Origin of the sequence: Pseudomonas sp. NFX1 (assembly GCF_051123555.1) — a bacterium.
Classification (GTDB): domain Bacteria; phylum Pseudomonadota; class Gammaproteobacteria; order Pseudomonadales; family Pseudomonadaceae; genus Aquipseudomonas; species Aquipseudomonas capeferrum.
Window position 1 is genome coordinate 407,277 of the sequence record NZ_CP169366.1, and the last position, 15,343, is coordinate 422,619.

Sequence of the window (15,343 nt, forward strand, 5' to 3'; positions counted from 1 at the left end):
GGACGGTTCTCCCTGATCAGTGGCTGCTGTGGTCGACGGCGATGCACTCGCCGCTGACATCCAGGTAATGGCGGTTGCGTGGCGCGATCAGCAAATAGACGGCGGCAGCGATACCGGCACCGATCAACCAGGAGAACGGCGCCACGCTGTGGAAGTTGGGCACCAGGGCAAGGACGATGGCCAGCAGTGCGGCCGGCACGAAGGCGGCCACGGCGCGCAGGTTGATGCCCTTGGTGTAGTGGTAGGCGCCGGCCGGATCTTCGCTGTACAGCTGCGGCACGTTGATGCAGCCTTTGCGCAGCAACCAGTAGTCGGCCATGATCACCCCGTACAGCGGGCCGAGCAGGGCACCCAGGCCCGACAGGAAGTACACGATCACCAGCGGGCTGTTGTACAGGTTCCAGGGCAGGATCAGCACCGCAAGGGTGGCGCTGATCAGGCCGGCACGGCGGAAGTTCAGGTGGCGGGGTGCCAAGTTGCTGAGCACGAAGGCCGGGGCGACGAAGTTGGCCATGATGTTCACCGCCACCGTGACGATCAGGAAGGCCAGGCAGCCCAATACCAGGAACGGTGTGCTGGGGATGCTGGCGACGATCTGGGTCGGGCTGTCGATGATCTGGCCGTTGATCTGGAACTGCGCGCCGCACAGCACCACGGTGATCATCGCGAACACCAGGATGTTCACCGGCAGGCCCCAGAAGTTACCGACGCGGATGGTCTTGCGGCACGGCGAAGATCGCGCGAAGTCGCAGAAGTTGAGCACCAGAGTGCCGTAGATCGCCAACCACAGCGCACCGCCCGCAAAGATGTTGCGCCACATCTCGTAGCCGGTCAGGGGCGCTGCCACCGACCAGGCGATGCGCGCGTCGGCCTGGAAGTACATGAACACCGCCAGGCTGGCCACGGTCAGCAGAATCACCGGGCCGGCAAAGGCCTCGTAGCGGCGCACCATCTCCATGCCGTAGGCGAGGATCACCAGCTGCACCAGCCAGATTGCCACGAAGCACACCCAGCCCAGGCTCGACAGGCCAAGGATGCTGTCATGGTCGTACACGGCCAGTTGCGGCCACACGGCCGTAAGCAGCACGCGCAGCACCACCGAGGCCAGGTAGGTCTGGATACCGAACCAGGCAATGGCGATGACTGCGCGGATCAGCGCCGGTATCTGCGCGCCGTGGATACCGAAAGCGATGCGGCTGATGACCGGGAACGGTACGCCGGTCTTCTGCCCCATGTAGCCGGACAGGTTCATGAAGAAGTACACCAGCGCCGCGCCGATGCCCAGCGACAAGAGAATCTGCCAGCCGCCCAGCCCCAGGGCGAACAGCCCCATGGCGAAGGAGTAGTTGGCGATGTTGTGCACATCGTTGGTCCATAACGCGAAGATGCTGTAACCGCCCCAGCGCCGGCCTTCGAGGCGTGTCGGGGCAAGGTCGCGGTTGTGCAGGCGCGGGCTCAGGTCGAGTGCTGGCGCAGGCCCGGCAAGGGTGGACGCGGGGTTGCTGCTGGCGACGGAAAGTTCAGGGGCAAGGTTGAGGCTGGTACTCATTCCGGCAGGCTCCTGATGCACGTGGACTGCGATGAGCGGGCAATGCGCACGGGCTCGCCATCTCGTCGGTGCAGCGTTGGCATCACTGGGTTCTGGGCGCGGCGGCCGAGTTTTGGTCGGCGTCGCGAGTTCTTGTGTATTTATGTTTTGCTCAACTTGTATACAAAACACGAACACACAAAAGCGAGTTCCATGCCAGGCGAATAGCGACATCGAAGTTGCCACTATTTTGAATCTATGTTGTTGAACGGTAAGTCAATGAAATAGCGTCTATATAAGTTGACCAGTTGAACAGCTATTATTTTTGCGTGCACTTGTTAGTTGATCAAATGGTCAGAAATGACGCTGAAAAGGTTGTAACGTAATGGGGCAGGGTTGAGAAAAGTGCACACAAAAATGGCACCTAAGGTGACATTCTTGTGTACAAAAAATAGTCAGCTTTCCGCTGTGGCTTTCTTTAGGCCGCAGATTCAATCCATCGGCGGCAGGCGTCGCTTGACCGGGCTTTTCTTGATGATCGCGGTATTGGTCTCGGCCAGCACATTGATCCGGTCGAGCAGGGTGTCGAGCTGTTCCATCGAGCGCACATGCAGGCGGGCAATGAAGCAGTCCTCGCCGGTCACCTTGTCGCATTCAGTGAATTCGGGCAGCGCAATGATTTGCCGTTCCACTTCCTGCAACTGCCCCGGCAGCGGGCGGATACGCACGATCGCCTGCAGTTGATAACCGAAGCTGCGCGGGTCTACATCCACCGTGTAACCGCGCAACACACCGCGTTCCTCCAGGCGGCGCAAGCGTTCGCTGACGCTGGGGGCGGACAGCCCGCTGATCTGCGCCAGGGCCTTGAGCGAACGCCGCGAGTCTTCCATCAGTGCATTGATCAGCAGTTGGTCGATTGCATCGGTCATGCTTCACCTCGTCAGGCTGTTCGATTGATTTGCCTTGATAGTAAAGGCAGGTTGGCTGATACGCCTTTGATATCCGCTGGAAGGTCACCCTCTGCCCTTTGCATACTGTTGCCATCGTCAACGGGAGGTGTGAGATGGACAGTTCATTGCGCCGTGGCTCGCTGGAAATGGTCGCTGCCATGCTGATTTCCGGGACCATCGGCTGGTTCGTGCTGGTGTCGGGCCAGCCGGTGCTCGATGTGGTGTTCTGGCGGTGTGTGTTCGGCACCGGCACGTTGCTGGTGATCTGTGCTTCCTTGGGCTTCCTCAAGCCGGGGGTGATCGGCCGCACCGCATTTTTGCTGGCGATTGCCAGCGGCGTGGCCATCGTTGGCAACTGGGTGTTGCTGTTCGCCTCCTATTCGCGCGCTTCGATTGCCATCGGCACGGCGGTGTACAACGTGCAGCCGTTCATCCTGGTGGGGCTGGCGGCGGTGTTTCTGGGGGAGAAGATCACCCTGGCAAAGGTCACCTGGCTGAGTGTCGCCTTCCTTGGCATGTTGGCTATCGTCAGTGCCCACGGTGCGGGGCAGGGCAGTGGCGAGGATTACCTGCTGGGCATCGGCCTGGCGCTGGGCGCGGCGTTCTTGTATGCGATCGCTGCGTTGATCATCAAGCGCCTCAAAGGCACGCCGCCGCACCTGATTGCCTTGATCCAGGTGGCAACCGGTGTGCTGCTGCTGGCGCCGTGGGTCAAGCTGGGCGGTCTGCCTGGCGAGACCTCGGCATTGGCCAGCCTGGTGACCCTGGGTATCGTGCACACCGGGGTGATGTATGTGCTGCTGTACAGCGCCATCCAACGCTTGCCTACGGCACTGACCGGCGCGCTGTCGTTCGTTTACCCGATAGCTGCGATCCTGGTCGACTGGGTGGCCTTCGGGCACAGGCTGGCACCCTTGCAGTGGCTCGGCGTGGCGCTGATTCTGCTGGCGGCGGCAGGGATGCAGCAGGGCTGGTGGTTCCGCCCTGCGCGGGTTGCAGTCAAGCATTGAAGAGGCGGACAAGGGTAGAATGCCGCTTTTTCCAGCTTGCGACCCGCCATGACCTCGCCGATCCAGACCCTCGAGCAACACCTGCTCACCGCCCTCGACCCCGCCCCGCAGGAAACCCGCCGGCTGTTCCACGGCCGCGGCCGCTGCTGGCCGGGCCTTGAGCAAGTGACTGTGGACTGGCTCCAGGGCGTGCTGTCAGTAGCGCTGTTCCGCGAGCCGCCGGAAGGCCAGCTGGCCGAGCTGGAGGCCATGTTGCAGAGCCTGGCGCAGCGCCCGCAATGGGCTGGCCAGGCCATCCTCATCCAGCACCGCTACCTGCCGGACAGCCCCGGCCAATGGTTGCTGGGCGAGCCGTGCCAGCAACGCGAGGTGGTCGAGGATGGCCTGACCTACCTGCTGGACCTGGGCGTGCGCCAGAACAACGGCCTGTTCCTGGACATGCGCTATGGCCGGCGCTGGGTGCGCGAGCAGGCGGCGGGCAAGCGGGTGCTGAACCTGTTCGCCTATACCTGTGGTTTTTCGCTGGCGGCCATCGCCGGGGGCGCCGAACAGGTGGTGAACCTGGACATGGCCAAGTCGGCGTTGTCCAGCGGGCGCGACAATCACCGGCTCAATGGCCACGATGCGTCGCGGGTGGCGTACCTGGGGCATGAATTGTTCAAATCGTGGGGCAAGGTGCGCAAGTACGGCCCTTATGACCTGATCATCATCGACCCGCCGACCTTCCAGAAGGGCAGCTTTGTGTTGACCCAGGACTACGCGAAGATCTTGCGGCGCTTGCCTGAGTTGCTGAACGAGGGCGGCACGGTGCTGGCATGTGTGAACGACCCGGCAATCGGCCCGGAGTTTCTGATCGAGGGCATGGCCGAGCAGGCGCCGACGTTGGCCTTCGTCGAGCGGCTGGAGAACCCGCCGGAGTTTCCTGATGCAGACCCAGCGGGGGGCTTGAAGGCCTTGGTATTCCGCCAGGCCTGAGTCTTCCTGTACCCCCCCTTCGCGGTTTGCCCGCGAAGGGGCCGGGCGTGCCTGCATCAAGCAGTAACGGCGCGTACCGGCAGCGGATACACCTGGGCAAAGCTCACTTTCTCGGTCTGGTCCACACGCTTCTTCAGCCGTTCATTGAACGCCCGGCTAACCGCATACTGCCCGCCGGAAATGGTACGGAACTGCGCCGTCAGGACAAACCCGTTCAAGTCCATGCGGTCCACCCCGAACACCTGCAGCGGCCCCTGCAGGTTGATGCGCAGCAGCGGATCGTCGCTGATCGACTGCCCCACCTCATGGATCAGTGCCAGCGATTCATCCACGTCGCTGTCGTAAGTGAACTGCACCGAGAAGAACGCATAGGCGAACTGGCGCGACTGGTTGGTGACTGCCTTGATCTGGCCGAACGGCACCGAGTGCACGAACCCCTTGCCGTCGCGCAGGCGCAGGGTGCGGATGGTCAGGCTTTCGACGGTGCCGGCATGGCCTGAGTCGAGCACCACCCAGTCACCGATCGAGATGGTGTCTTCGATCAAGATGAACAGCCCCGTGATCACGTCCTGCACCAGTTGCTGCGAGCCGAAGCCGATGGCCAGGCCGATTACCCCGGCACCGGCCAGCAGGGGTGCGACGTTGATACCCAGGTTGGCCATGGTGGTGATGGTGCAGATGACGATCAGCACCACTTTTACGGCGTTGCGCAGCATCGGCAGGATGGTCCGCACCCGGGTACTCGGCTGGCGCGCTGCACGGCGCCCGACGGCGGGTTTCAGCGCTTCCTGGATGGCGGTGTCGAGGACCACCCATAGCAGCCAGGTCACCAGCAGGATCAGGCCGATGCTCGACAGCGAATTGCTGATGGCCTGGCCCAGGCTGTTGCTCAGGGCGAAGCCGATCACCGAAACGCCCCAGATGCGCCCGAGCAGCTCGATGAAAGCCACCGCCATGGCGATGCGCAACAGCGCGTGGGCGAGGCTGCGCAGCAGTTCCTTGTAAGGCCGTACCCGTTGCCCGGCATCCACTTCGCGGGGCGCCAGCAGGTGCTGCAGCAAGGTGCTGAGAAACACCGTGGACACCAGCAGCACGGTAGTCAGCAAGGCCTTTTGCAGCGCCTTCTGGCTTTCTTCGCCGGCGCCGATCAGGTGAATCGCCGAGACCAGGATCATCAGCAGGATCGGCAAGTACCACAGCACCGAGAAGATCCGCAGGGTTTCCTGCACGGCCCGGTGTTGCACGCGGTCCTTGAGCGCACGGTTGCGAATCAGATGGGCCACCGGGCGGCGCAGGCGGATCACCAGGCTGGCGAAGATGAACGTGGCGGCCAGGCCGGTGAACACCGCGATGCTGGCGGTGATGTTGCCGCCCAACTGGCGGGCGATCTGCGGGCTGGTCAAGGCATCGCTCCAGGCCGCCAGGAAGCCGATCAGAAACAGCGGTCGCGGGGCCAGGCGCTTGATCACGGCCACGGCCGGGCGCTTGTGGCCGGCATCGAACAATGTAATCAAGCACAGGATGATCGAGGTCGAGAACAGGCCGCTGCTGGTCGCGTAGGCCAGGCTCAGGCCCAGGGCACGGGCTACCGAGGGGTCGAGGAAACGGCTGACGTAGAGGGTCAGCGGGAGGCTGGCCAGCGCCGGCAGGGTATAGGGCAGCAGGTAGCCGAGCAGGCTGCTGGCGCGCTGGCGCTCGTTCAGCCATGGGGTGGCCGAAGCGCGCTTGCTGAGCCAGCGGCCGAGGCTGGTAAGCACCGCGAAGCTGGCGGCCCAGGTGAGGGTCAGCAAGATGAAGTTGGCCGCCAACTGCAGCGAATCGCTGGCCGAGTGGCGGTCGACCAGGCGTTCCATTTCCTTGGCCGCGCGGTCGGTGCGCAGGCGCCAGGCATCGACCAGGTGGGCATCGAGGTCAAGTTCCTGGGCGGCGCTGTCCAGGCCGTCGGCCAGGGCGCCGAGCAGCCCGCCTTGCAGGACCGGTTCCGGTTCGGTGGGTTGTTCTTCGGCAGGTGCAGGGTCTGCAGCCAGCAGATGGGTGCTCAGCAGGCAGCCGAGCAGCAGGGTGGAGAGGTAACGCAGCACTGGAGTACTCCTTCGGCCGGGGTGAGCGGGGCAGGGTTACTCAAGGAACTGATTGGTGGGGGTGGGGAAAGTTCGATGTGGTGTGTTATCAGCACCGGCCTCTGCGCGGGTAGACCCGCTGCCACAGAGGCCGACACTGGCTGGATCAATTACTGATTGGTATAGATCTGGTCGAACACGCCACCGTCGTTGAAGTGGGTTTTTTGCACGGTGCGCCAGTCACCAAAGGTCTTCTCTACCGACAGGAAGTCCACTTTCGGGAAGCGGTCGGTGTACTTGGCCAGCACTGTCGCATCGCGTGGGCGCAGGTAGTTGTTGGCCGCGATTTCCTGGGCTTCTGGCGACCACAGGTACTTCAGGTACTCCTCGGCCACCGCCTGGGTACCTTTCTTCGCCACCACCTTGTCGACCACGCTTACCGGTGGCTCGGCTTCGGCGGACACACTTGGGTAGACCACTTCGAACTGGTCGCGGCCGAACTCGCGGGCGATCATTTCGGCTTCGTTCTCGAAGGTCACCAGCACGTCGCCGATCTGGTTGGTCATGAAGGTGGTGGTGGCGGCGCGGCCACCGGTATCGAGGACTGGCGCCTGCTTGAACAGCTTGCCGACGAAGTCACGGGCCTTGGCCTCGTCACCGCCTTGCTTGAGCACATAGCCCCAGGCTGACAGGTAGGTATAGCGGCCGTTACCCGAGGTCTTGGGGTTGGGCACGATCACCTGCACGCCGTCCTTGAGCAGGTCGGGCCAGTCTTTCAGTGCCTTGGGGTTGCCTTTGCGCACGATGAACACGGTGGCCGAAGTGAACGGCGCGCTGTTGTTCGGCAGGCGCGTCACCCAGTTGTCCGGCACCAGCTTGCCGTGATCGACCAAGGCATTGATGTCGGTGGCCATGTTCATGGTGATGACATCGGCCGGCAGGCCATCGATGACCGCACGCGCCTGCTTGCTCGAACCGCCGAAGGACATCTGCACGTTGACCTTCTCGTTGTGCTCGGCTTCCCAGTGTTTCTGGAAGGCCGGGTTGTAGTCCTTGTAGAAGTCACGCATCACGTCGTAGGAGACGTTGAGCAGGGTCGGGGCGGCCTGGGCCAAGTTGCCAAAGGCCAGGCCTGCGGCGAGCAGCGAGGCGGTGAAGAGTTTTTTCACGTTGCTTCCTTGTTCTTGAAAGGTTGTGGGCAGACTGCCTGCGACTATAGCGTTTGGTTCTTGGGCATTTAAAGACCGAATGGCGCTTTGCTTATGCACTTGGTTTGGCCACCTGGTAATTCTGCCAGTTGAAGGGAGGCTGCAGGCGTAGTGAAGTGACGTGAGGAATTAGAAGAGGGCAGGGCGATGCGGTCTCGGAAGGTAAGACAGACGGCTTGTCTGCTATCCAGCGACAGCGCCGGCTCCGTCCTATTGGCTCTAGCTGATAGTGATGTGCAGAGGCAGATCTACTGTGTATACGGTCATCGTGCCTTCGAAGATGGCATCTCCATAGGATTCAATGGCGAGTGGTTGGAAACGGTCAGTCAAGGGTATTTGCTCGGTAACGGATACAGAATGTACCGCCCGGTCCTCCGGAGGTTTCTTGCGCCGGATGCTGACAGCCCCTTTGGCGAGGGCGGGTTGAATACCTATGCCTACTGTGCTGGAGATCCAGTAAATCGAGTTGACCCCTCTGGGCACAAGTTCTCTATGACTGGCGCACTCAAAGCGACAAAGCTGATGAAGCGAACAGGCCGAACGTTGCGATCAGAGTCGAGCGTGCTCAGCTATGAAGAGCGAAAAAGCCAACCAAAATCTGTGAGCTACCAGTCCCTCAATATCGAGGTTGATGATGTTGAAAATCAGAACCTCGATCCTCAGAACGCGCTCCGGTCGGAGCAAATGCTATCTGTCTTTTATGAGTACGTATCCGCTGAAACAATGGGCGCTTTAGGGGACACGATGCGACAGCATCTCGGCCCCGATGCAAAGGATGCGTTCAATGCCACTAAGCAGCAGATTCTTGAGCAAAGTATTTCGAGAATTCGTCAAGGTCTGCCACCTCGTGGATCAGTAGATTTTGGTGAATAATGCATTCCCGCAGTTTCTTTTCGGGAGCTTCGTCAACTATCAGATCTGTCAGTTGACGGGTGCGCTGAGCCAGGCGCCGACCGCATGTGTGGTGAATCGGTGTTCGGGGAGGGCTTTGCCCTCCTTTCGCGACACAAGGCCGCTCCTACCCGATGGAAGGGCTGTAACAGTCGGCATCACTGCTTGGGAAACAGCACATTCCCGCAGCGCGAACAGAACGCCGCCCCATGCTCATGGTTTTTTTTGCTGCACGTCGGGCAGTCATGCTGCAGTTGCTCCCCGCGCATGGCATTGGCCAGCTCGGCGGTGAAAATCCCGGTGGGCACGGCAATGATCGAATAGCCGGTGATCATCACCAGCGACGACAGCACCTGCCCCAGCGGCGTCTTCGGCACGATGTCGCCAAAGCCCACGGTGGTCAGGGTGACGATCGCCCAGTAGATGCCCTTGGGAATGCTGGTAAAGCCATGCTCGGGGCCTTCGATGACGTACATCAAGGTGCCGAACACGGTCACCAGGGTCGACACGGTGACCAGGAACACGATGATCTTCTGCTTGCTGCCGCGCAGCGCCGCCATTAGGTAGTTGGCCTGCTTGAGGTACTGGCCGAGCTTGAGCACGCGGAAGATCCGCAGCATGCGGATCACGCGAATGATCAGCAGGTACTGCGCGTCGCTGTAATAGAGGGCGATGACTCCAGGGACGATCGCCAGCAGGTCGACCAGGCCGTAGAAGCTGAAGGCGTAGCGCAAGGGTTTGGGCGAGCAGTACAGGCGCGTCAGGTATTCGGCCAGGAAGATCGCGGTGAAACCCCATTCGATGCCCGCCAGCAGGCCGGCGTAGCCCTGATGGACAGCGTCGATGCTGTCGAGGATCACTGTGACCAGGCTGGCGAGGATGATCAGCAGGAGGGTTTTGTCGAAGCGTCTTCCAGCCACGGTGTCGGTCTGGAAGACGATGATGTAGAGCCGCTCGCGCAGGCTCGCAGGGTTGTTCATTGGCTCGTCCACAAAGCGATAAAGAAAGCGATGGGCTGAGCCTAGGGGCTGCGTTTCAGCTGTGCAAGCGGGATGCATTGCGCCGCTGATTGAGTTGAGCCAGGTAGTTGCCCAGGTGCATGAGCCAGCAGGCTGTGACGAAGGGCGCGGTCAGCCCGGCCACCGGCAACAAGGTGAACAGGGGTTGCAGCAGCAGGGCCAGTGCAATCGCCAGCAGTGTCACCCACGGGCGCTCGCCCTGCCTGCTGAACGCCAACGCTGCCAATGCAGCGTTGAAGCCGTACAAACCCATCCAGGCTACCTGCGCCTGGTCGGTCAGTAATGCGACGCCAGCGCCGATGGCAGAGCCGATCACCGCCCAGGTTGCTGCATAAGGATTGGCAAGGTACATGCCGATTACGATCAGCAGGCCCGCCATTGGCTTGTCGAGCAAGAATACCTGGCCCACACCACGCAGCAGCGCATACAGCGGGTCGGCTTCCACATGCAGTGCGGTCGAGGGCTCGGCCAACAGCAGGGTGCCCCAGCCGAGCAGGACGAAGGGGGCGGTGTAGGCGACCAGCAACTTGCCGCCGCGCTTGCGCCACTGGTGGGTGATGATGCTCGACAGCCCGCCAGCAGCAATGATCAGCGGCGGCAGGATGGCCGACCATGGCAGCACCGCACTGATCAGGATGCCGATCAGCACGCCGTTGTAGCAGTACAAGCCGGCTTGGCGGTCGGCGCGGTTGTAGCCGCGCCGTTGTGCGGTGAGCAGGCTGGCGAGGGCGCCGAGCAGGGCGCCACCGACCAGGCTGGGGGCGGTCAGCAGGATGGCCAGCAGGCAGCACAGGCCGCACAGGGGGTTGCGCAGCAGCAGCACTTGGCTGAAGCCGTTGAGCAGCGCCGTGGCCCAGTCGGGGCACGGGTTGACGAAATTTTTGGTGTACATGGGGCAGTCGGTAAGGTTGAGGGTTGAGCGGTGGGCCTCTTTGGGCCTCGGGTTTTCCGCAGGTCTGGTGTAACGGTGTTCGGGGAGGGCTTTGCCCTCCATTCGCGGGGCAAGCCCGCTCCCACAGACGCAAGGCAATTGAATGCCATGCAGTCCCTGTGGGAGCGGGCTTGCCCCGCGAAAGGGCCCAGAATCAGACCAAGGTCTCGATCCGTAGCGTATTAGTCGAGCCTGGCTTGCCGAAAGGCACACCCGCGGTGATCAGCAGCGTGTCACCGCGGCTGGCCATGCCTTGCGCCTGGGCAATCTCCAACGCCGTCGAGCAGATCTCGTCAACCTGGCGCAGGCGGTCGTTGACCACCGAGTGCACGCCCCAGGCCACGCTCAGGCGACGCGCGGTGTTCAAGTTCGGCGTCAGGTTGAGGATCGGTGCCCGTGGTCGCTCGCGGGCGGCGCGCAGGGTCGAGGCGCCCGACTCGCTGTAGTTGACCAGCACCGCCACCGGCAGGATGCCGCTGATACGGCGGATCGCGCAGCTGATGGCGTCCGACACGGTGGCCTCGGCTTTTGGCCGGCCAACGTCGAGCTGGGCCTGGTAGTCCGGGCCGTTCTCCACCTGGCGGATGATCTTGCTCATCATCTGCACGGCTTCCAGCGGGTAATCGCCCGACGCAGTCTCGGCCGACAGCATCACCGCATCGGCACCTTCGGCCACGGCGTTGGCCACGTCGGTGACTTCGGCGCGGGTCGGGGCTGGCGAGAAGCGCATCGACTCAAGCATCTGCGTGGCCACCACCACCGGTTTGCCCAGCTGGCGGCAGGTGCCGATAATGCGCTTCTGGATCTGCGGCACACTTTCGGCCGGCACTTCCACGCCCAGGTCGCCACGGGCCACCATGATCGCGTCGGACAGCTCGGCGATCGCCTGCAGCTGTTCGACTGCGGATGGCTTCTCGATCTTGGCCATCAGGTAGGCGCGGTCACCGATCAACTGGCGCGCTTCGGTAATGTCTTCCGGGCGCTGCACGAACGACAGGGCCACCCAGTCCACGCCCAGTTCAAGGCCAAAGGCCAGGTCGAGACGGTCTTTTTCAGTCAGCGGGGAGAGCGCCAGCACCGCTTGCGGCACGTTGACGCCCTTGCGGTCGGACAGCTCGCCACCGGCCAGCACTTCGGTGTCGATGGCATCGCTGTGCTTGGCGGTCACCCGCAGGCGCAGCTTGCCGTCATCCAGCAGCAGGTCCATGCCTGGCTCCAGCGCGGCGATGATCTCCGGGTGTGGCAGGTTGACCCGGCGGTTGTCGCCCGGGGCTTTGTCCAGGTCCAGGCGCAGGGCCTGGCCGCGCTGCAGCTGCACCTTGCCTTCGGCAAAGCGGCCAACGCGCAGCTTCGGCCCCTGCAAGTCCATGAGGATGCCTAGCGGGTAGTTCAGTTGCTGCTCGACTTCACGGATCCACTGGTAGCGCATGGCGTGGTCGGCGTGCTCGCCGTGGCTGAAGTTGAGGCGGAAGATGTTCACCCCGGCTTCGACCAGTTGGCGGATGTCGTCGATACCCTGGGTCGCAGGGCCGAGGGTGGCGAGGATTTTGACTTTTTTATCAGGCGTCATGATTGCGGAGTCTCGAGGATCAGGATGGCGCGGAAGTCGTTGACGTTGGTGCGCGTCGGCTCGGTGACGATCAACGCATCGAGCGCGGCGAAGTAGCCGTAGCCGTTGTTGTTGTCCAACTCGTCGCTGGCCGAAAGGCCCAGGGCTTCGGCACGGGCGTAGCTGCCCGGGGTCATGAAGGCACCGGCGTTTTCTTCGGAGCCATCGATGCCGTCGGTGTCGCCGGCCAGGGCGTACACGCCTGGCAGGCCCTTGAGGTTCTCGGTGAGGCTGAGCAGGAACTCGGCGTTGCGCCCGCCACGGCCGTTGCCGCGCACGGTGACGGTGGTTTCACCGCCAGAGAGGATCACGCAGGGCGCCTTGAGCGGCTGGCCGTGCAGCACGATCTGCCGGGCAATACCGGCGTGCACCTTGGCCACTTCGCGCGACTCGCCTTCCAGGTCGCCGAGAATCAGCGGGCTGAAACCGGCCTGGCGGGCTTTGACCGCAGCGGCTTCCAGCGATTGCTGGGGCTTGGCGATCAATTGGAAATGGCTGCGAGCCAGGGCTGGGTCATCGGCCTTGACGGTTTCCGAGGCTGGGTTGTTGAGCCAGTCGATGACCGCCTTGGGCGCGTCGATGTTGTAGCGCTTGAGGATGGCCAGGGCGTCGGCGCTGGTGCTCGGGTCGGCGACGGTGGGGCCGGAGGCGATGACTGTCGCCAGGTCGCCAGGCACATCGGAAATCGCATAGGTGTAGACGGTGGCGGGCCAGCAGGCTTTGGCCAGGCGGCCGCCCTTGATCGCCGAGAGGTGCTTGCGCACGCAGTTCATCTCGCCGATGGTGGCGCCAGACTTGAGCAGTGCCTTGTTGATGTGCTGCTTGTCGGCCAGGGTCAGGCCCTCGGCAGGCAGGGCCAACAGGGCCGAACCGCCACCAGACAGCAGGAAGATGACGCGGTCGTCTTCGTTCAGGTTGCTGACCAGTTCCAGCACGCGTTTGGCCACGGCCAGGCCAGCGGCATCGGGGACCGGGTGGGCGGCTTCGACCACCTCGATCTTCTGGCAGTTGGCGCCGTGGCCGTAGCGGGTGACGACGAGGCCGGACACTTCGCCCTGCCAGCTTTTCTCGACCACTTCGGCCATGGCGGCTGCGGCCTTGCCGGCGCCGATGACGATGACCCGGCCGCTACGGTCGGCGGGCAGGTAGGGTTCGAGGACTTGGCGCGGGTGGGCGGCGGCGATGGCTGTGTCGAACAGCTCGCGAAGAATTTTTTGCGGATCGACCGACATGGCAGGCTCCCAATTATTGTTGTTCTGCAGAATCGAAAACGCCCCTGGAACTGCCTCCGTGCAGGCCGAACCAGGGGCGGTCCCCAGAGCTGCAAGCTTCAAGCTACAAGCCACAAGTAAAAGCAGACCTGCTTTTGCTTGCCGCTCGAGGCTTACAGCTTGAAGCTTATTTCTCGTCGCGGATCGAGAAGTTGGCCATGTGCTCCAGGCCTTTGATCAGCGCCGAGTGGTCCCAGTTGCCGCCGCCCAGGGCCTGGCAGGTGTTGAACACTTGCTGGGCGTTGGAGGTGTTGGGCAGGTTGATGCCCAGCTCCTTGGCGCCTTGCAGGGCCAGGTTCAGGTCCTTCTGGTGCAGGTTGATGCGGAAGCCTGGGTCGAAGGTGCCTTTGATCATGCGCTCGGCGTGCACTTCGAGGATTTTCGACGAAGCGAAGCCGCCCATCAGTGCTTCACGCACTTTGGCAGGGTCGGCGCCGTTCTTGGCGGCGAACAGCAGCGCTTCGCTGACGGCCTGGATGTTCAGGGCGACGATGATCTGGTTGGCGACCTTGGCGGTCTGGCCGTCGCCGTTGCCACCTACGCGGGTGATGTTCTTGCCCATGGCTTCGAACAGCGGCAGTGCGCGCTCGAAGGCTTTCGGGCAACCGCCGACCATGATGCTCAGGGTCGCGGCCTTGGCACCGACTTCACCGCCGGACACCGGGGCGTCCAGGTAGGCGGCGCCAGTGGCCTTGATCTTCTCGGCGAAGGCCTTGGTGGCGGTAGGCGAGATCGAGCTCATGTCGATCACTACCTTGTTCGGGCCCACACCTTCGGCCACGCCGTTTTCACCGAACAGGACGGCTTCGACCTGTGGGGTGTCGGGGACCATGACGATGATGAACTCAGCTTCCTGGGCAACTTCTTTCGGGTTGGCCAGGGCCACGGCGCCGGCGGCGATCAGGTCGGCCGGGGCAGCATCGTGGTGGGTGGAGACGAACAGGCTGTGACCTGCTTTTTGCAGGTTCTGAGCCATGGGCTTGCCCATGATGCCGGTGCCGATAAAACCGATTTTAGCCATGAGAATGTGCCTCTTTGTATTTATAGAATCTCAAGCGCGACCCGGCCCCTGTCGGGGCGGGGGCTCTAGCCTTCAGATTGCATTGTGGGTCTTCAGCCAGCCCAGACCTGCTTCGGTCGTGGTCAGTGGCTTGTATTCCGCGCCCACCCAGCCCTGGTAGCCGATGCGGTCCAGGTGCTCGAACAGGAAGCGGTAGTTGATCTCGCCGGTGCCTGGTTCGTTGCGGCCCGGGTTGTCGGCCAGCTGGATGTGGTTGATCAGTTTCAGGTTGCCCTCGATGGTGCGGGCCAGGTCACCTTCCATGATCTGCATGTGGTAGATGTCGTATTGCAGGAACAGGTTGTCGCTGCCAACTTCGGCCTGGATGTCCAGAGCTTGCTGGGTGGTGTTCAGGTAGAAGCCTGGGATGTCGCGGGTGTTGATCATTTCCATGACCAGGCGAATGCCTGCGGCCTTGAGCTTGTCGGCGGCAAAGCGCAGGTTGTCGACGAAGGTCTTGCGCACATCGGCGCATTGCAGGCCCTGCGGGCGAATGCCGGCCAAGGCGTTGACCTGGGTGTTGCCCAGTACCTTGGCGTATTCGATGGCCTTGTCGACGCCGGCGCGGAATTCTTCGACGCGGTCCGGGTGGCAGGCAATACCGCGTTCGCCCTTGCCCCAATCGCCGGCCGGCAGGTTGAACAACACCTGGGTCAGGCCGTGAGCGTCGAGCTGTTGCTTGATTTCGGCAGCGCTGAAATCGTACGGGAAGAGGTATTCGACACCGCTGAAACCAGCATCGGCGGCGGCCTTGAAGCGGGCCAGGAAGTCCTGTTCGGTGAACAGCATGGACAGGTTGGCAGCGAAGCGAGGCATGGTTGTCTCCTTGCA

General features: G+C 62.6%; 13 protein-coding genes. 3 read left to right on the forward strand and 10 right to left on the reverse strand.

What is annotated here, in order from left to right; translation table 11 throughout:
* Nucleotides 1-16: 16 nt before the first annotated feature.
* Nucleotides 17-1,549, reverse strand: coding sequence for an NCS1 family nucleobase:cation symporter-1 (locus DJ563_RS01820; protein WP_434518716.1), 1,533 nt, complete (start codon nt 1,547-1,549; stop codon nt 17-19).
* Nucleotides 1,550-2,019: 470 nt separating this feature from the next.
* Nucleotides 2,020-2,457: an Lrp/AsnC family transcriptional regulator gene (locus DJ563_RS01825; protein ID WP_033699412.1), complete on the reverse strand. Its 438-nt coding sequence runs from the start codon at nt 2,455-2,457 to the stop codon at nt 2,020-2,022.
* A gap of 134 nt (nt 2,458-2,591) precedes the next feature.
* Between DJ563_RS01825 and DJ563_RS01830 the strand changes: the two genes are divergently transcribed.
* Together DJ563_RS01830 and DJ563_RS01835 are read left to right on the forward strand one after the other, a co-directional pair.
* Nucleotides 2,592-3,488: a DMT family transporter gene (locus tag DJ563_RS01830; RefSeq protein WP_274100454.1), complete on the forward strand. Its 897-nt coding sequence runs from the start codon at nt 2,592-2,594 to the stop codon at nt 3,486-3,488.
* 48 nt (nt 3,489-3,536) lie between these two features.
* Nucleotides 3,537-4,463: a class I SAM-dependent methyltransferase gene (locus tag DJ563_RS01835; RefSeq protein WP_434518717.1), complete on the forward strand. Its 927-nt coding sequence runs from the start codon at nt 3,537-3,539 to the stop codon at nt 4,461-4,463.
* Nucleotides 4,464-4,519: 56 nt separating this feature from the next.
* Here DJ563_RS01835 and DJ563_RS01840 read toward each other — a convergent pair whose 3' ends face one another.
* Both DJ563_RS01840 and DJ563_RS01845 read right to left on the reverse strand, forming a co-directional pair.
* The gene (locus DJ563_RS01840; protein ID WP_274100455.1) at nt 4,520-6,544 is read right to left on the reverse strand and encodes a mechanosensitive ion channel family protein; all 2,025 of its coding nucleotides are present in this window, start codon (nt 6,542-6,544) and stop codon (nt 4,520-4,522) included.
* Between the two features lie 149 nt (nt 6,545-6,693).
* Nucleotides 6,694-7,692 carry a sulfate ABC transporter substrate-binding protein gene (locus tag DJ563_RS01845; protein ID WP_274100456.1) on the reverse strand — a complete coding sequence of 333 codons (999 nt, stop codon included), beginning with the start codon at nt 7,690-7,692 and terminating at the stop codon, nt 6,694-6,696.
* Between the two features lie 186 nt (nt 7,693-7,878).
* Between DJ563_RS01845 and DJ563_RS01850 the strand changes: the two genes are divergently transcribed.
* On the forward strand, nt 7,879-8,604 hold the full coding sequence (locus DJ563_RS01850; RefSeq protein ID WP_434518718.1) for an RHS repeat-associated core domain-containing protein: 726 nt from the start codon (nt 7,879-7,881) through the stop codon (nt 8,602-8,604).
* Between the two features lie 176 nt (nt 8,605-8,780).
* Here the strand turns inward: DJ563_RS01850 and DJ563_RS01855 are convergent, their stop codons facing one another.
* From DJ563_RS01855 to hyi, 6 genes are all read right to left on the reverse strand, one after another.
* On the reverse strand, nt 8,781-9,602 hold the full coding sequence (locus DJ563_RS01855; protein ID WP_434518719.1) for an ion transporter: 822 nt from the start codon (nt 9,600-9,602) through the stop codon (nt 8,781-8,783).
* 55 nt (nt 9,603-9,657) lie between these two features.
* The gene (locus tag DJ563_RS01860) at nt 9,658-10,533 is read right to left on the reverse strand and encodes an urea transporter (protein WP_434518720.1); all 876 of its coding nucleotides are present in this window, start codon (nt 10,531-10,533) and stop codon (nt 9,658-9,660) included.
* 193 nt (nt 10,534-10,726) lie between these two features.
* Entirely contained in the window at nt 10,727-12,142 is a 1,416-nt protein-coding gene (pyk, locus tag DJ563_RS01865; protein WP_274098873.1) for a pyruvate kinase, read from the reverse strand.
* The gene (locus tag DJ563_RS01870; RefSeq protein ID WP_434518721.1) at nt 12,139-13,413 is read right to left on the reverse strand and encodes a glycerate kinase type-2 family protein; all 1,275 of its coding nucleotides are present in this window, start codon (nt 13,411-13,413) and stop codon (nt 12,139-12,141) included. Before DJ563_RS01870 ends, pyk begins: the two co-directional genes overlap by 4 nt.
* A gap of 166 nt (nt 13,414-13,579) precedes the next feature.
* Nucleotides 13,580-14,473, reverse strand: coding sequence for a 2-hydroxy-3-oxopropionate reductase (locus DJ563_RS01875; RefSeq protein WP_033699398.1), 894 nt, complete (start codon nt 14,471-14,473; stop codon nt 13,580-13,582).
* Nucleotides 14,474-14,545: 72 nt separating this feature from the next.
* On the reverse strand, nt 14,546-15,328 hold the full coding sequence (gene hyi, locus DJ563_RS01880) for a hydroxypyruvate isomerase (RefSeq protein WP_033699395.1): 783 nt from the start codon (nt 15,326-15,328) through the stop codon (nt 14,546-14,548).
* Nucleotides 15,329-15,343 lie beyond the last annotated feature (15 nt).

Excerpts from the sequence above, each read along its gene's own strand:
- DJ563_RS01870 (WP_434518721.1), bottom strand. The coding sequence starts at position 13,413 with ATGTCGGTCGATCCGCAAAAAATTCTTCGCGAGCTGTTCGACACAGCC.
- pyk (WP_274098873.1), bottom strand. The coding sequence starts at position 12,142 with ATGACGCCTGATAAAAAAGTCAAAATCCTCGCCACCCTCGGCCCTGCG.
- DJ563_RS01875 (WP_033699398.1), bottom strand. The coding sequence starts at position 14,473 with ATGGCTAAAATCGGTTTTATCGGCACCGGCATCATGGGCAAGCCCATG.
- DJ563_RS01820 (WP_434518716.1), bottom strand. The coding sequence starts at position 1,549 with ATGAGTACCAGCCTCAACCTTGCCCCTGAACTTTCCGTCGCCAGCAGC.
- DJ563_RS01855 (WP_434518719.1), bottom strand. The coding sequence starts at position 9,602 with ATGAACAACCCTGCGAGCCTGCGCGAGCGGCTCTACATCATCGTCTTC.
- DJ563_RS01860 (WP_434518720.1), bottom strand. The coding sequence starts at position 10,533 with ATGTACACCAAAAATTTCGTCAACCCGTGCCCCGACTGGGCCACGGCG.
- DJ563_RS01830 (WP_274100454.1), top strand. The coding sequence starts at position 2,592 with ATGGACAGTTCATTGCGCCGTGGCTCGCTGGAAATGGTCGCTGCCATG.
- DJ563_RS01825 (WP_033699412.1), bottom strand. The coding sequence starts at position 2,457 with ATGACCGATGCAATCGACCAACTGCTGATCAATGCACTGATGGAAGAC.
- hyi (WP_033699395.1), bottom strand. The coding sequence starts at position 15,328 with ATGCCTCGCTTCGCTGCCAACCTGTCCATGCTGTTCACCGAACAGGAC.
- DJ563_RS01835 (WP_434518717.1), top strand. The coding sequence starts at position 3,537 with ATGACCTCGCCGATCCAGACCCTCGAGCAACACCTGCTCACCGCCCTC.
- DJ563_RS01850 (WP_434518718.1), top strand. The coding sequence starts at position 7,879 with ATGCGGTCTCGGAAGGTAAGACAGACGGCTTGTCTGCTATCCAGCGAC.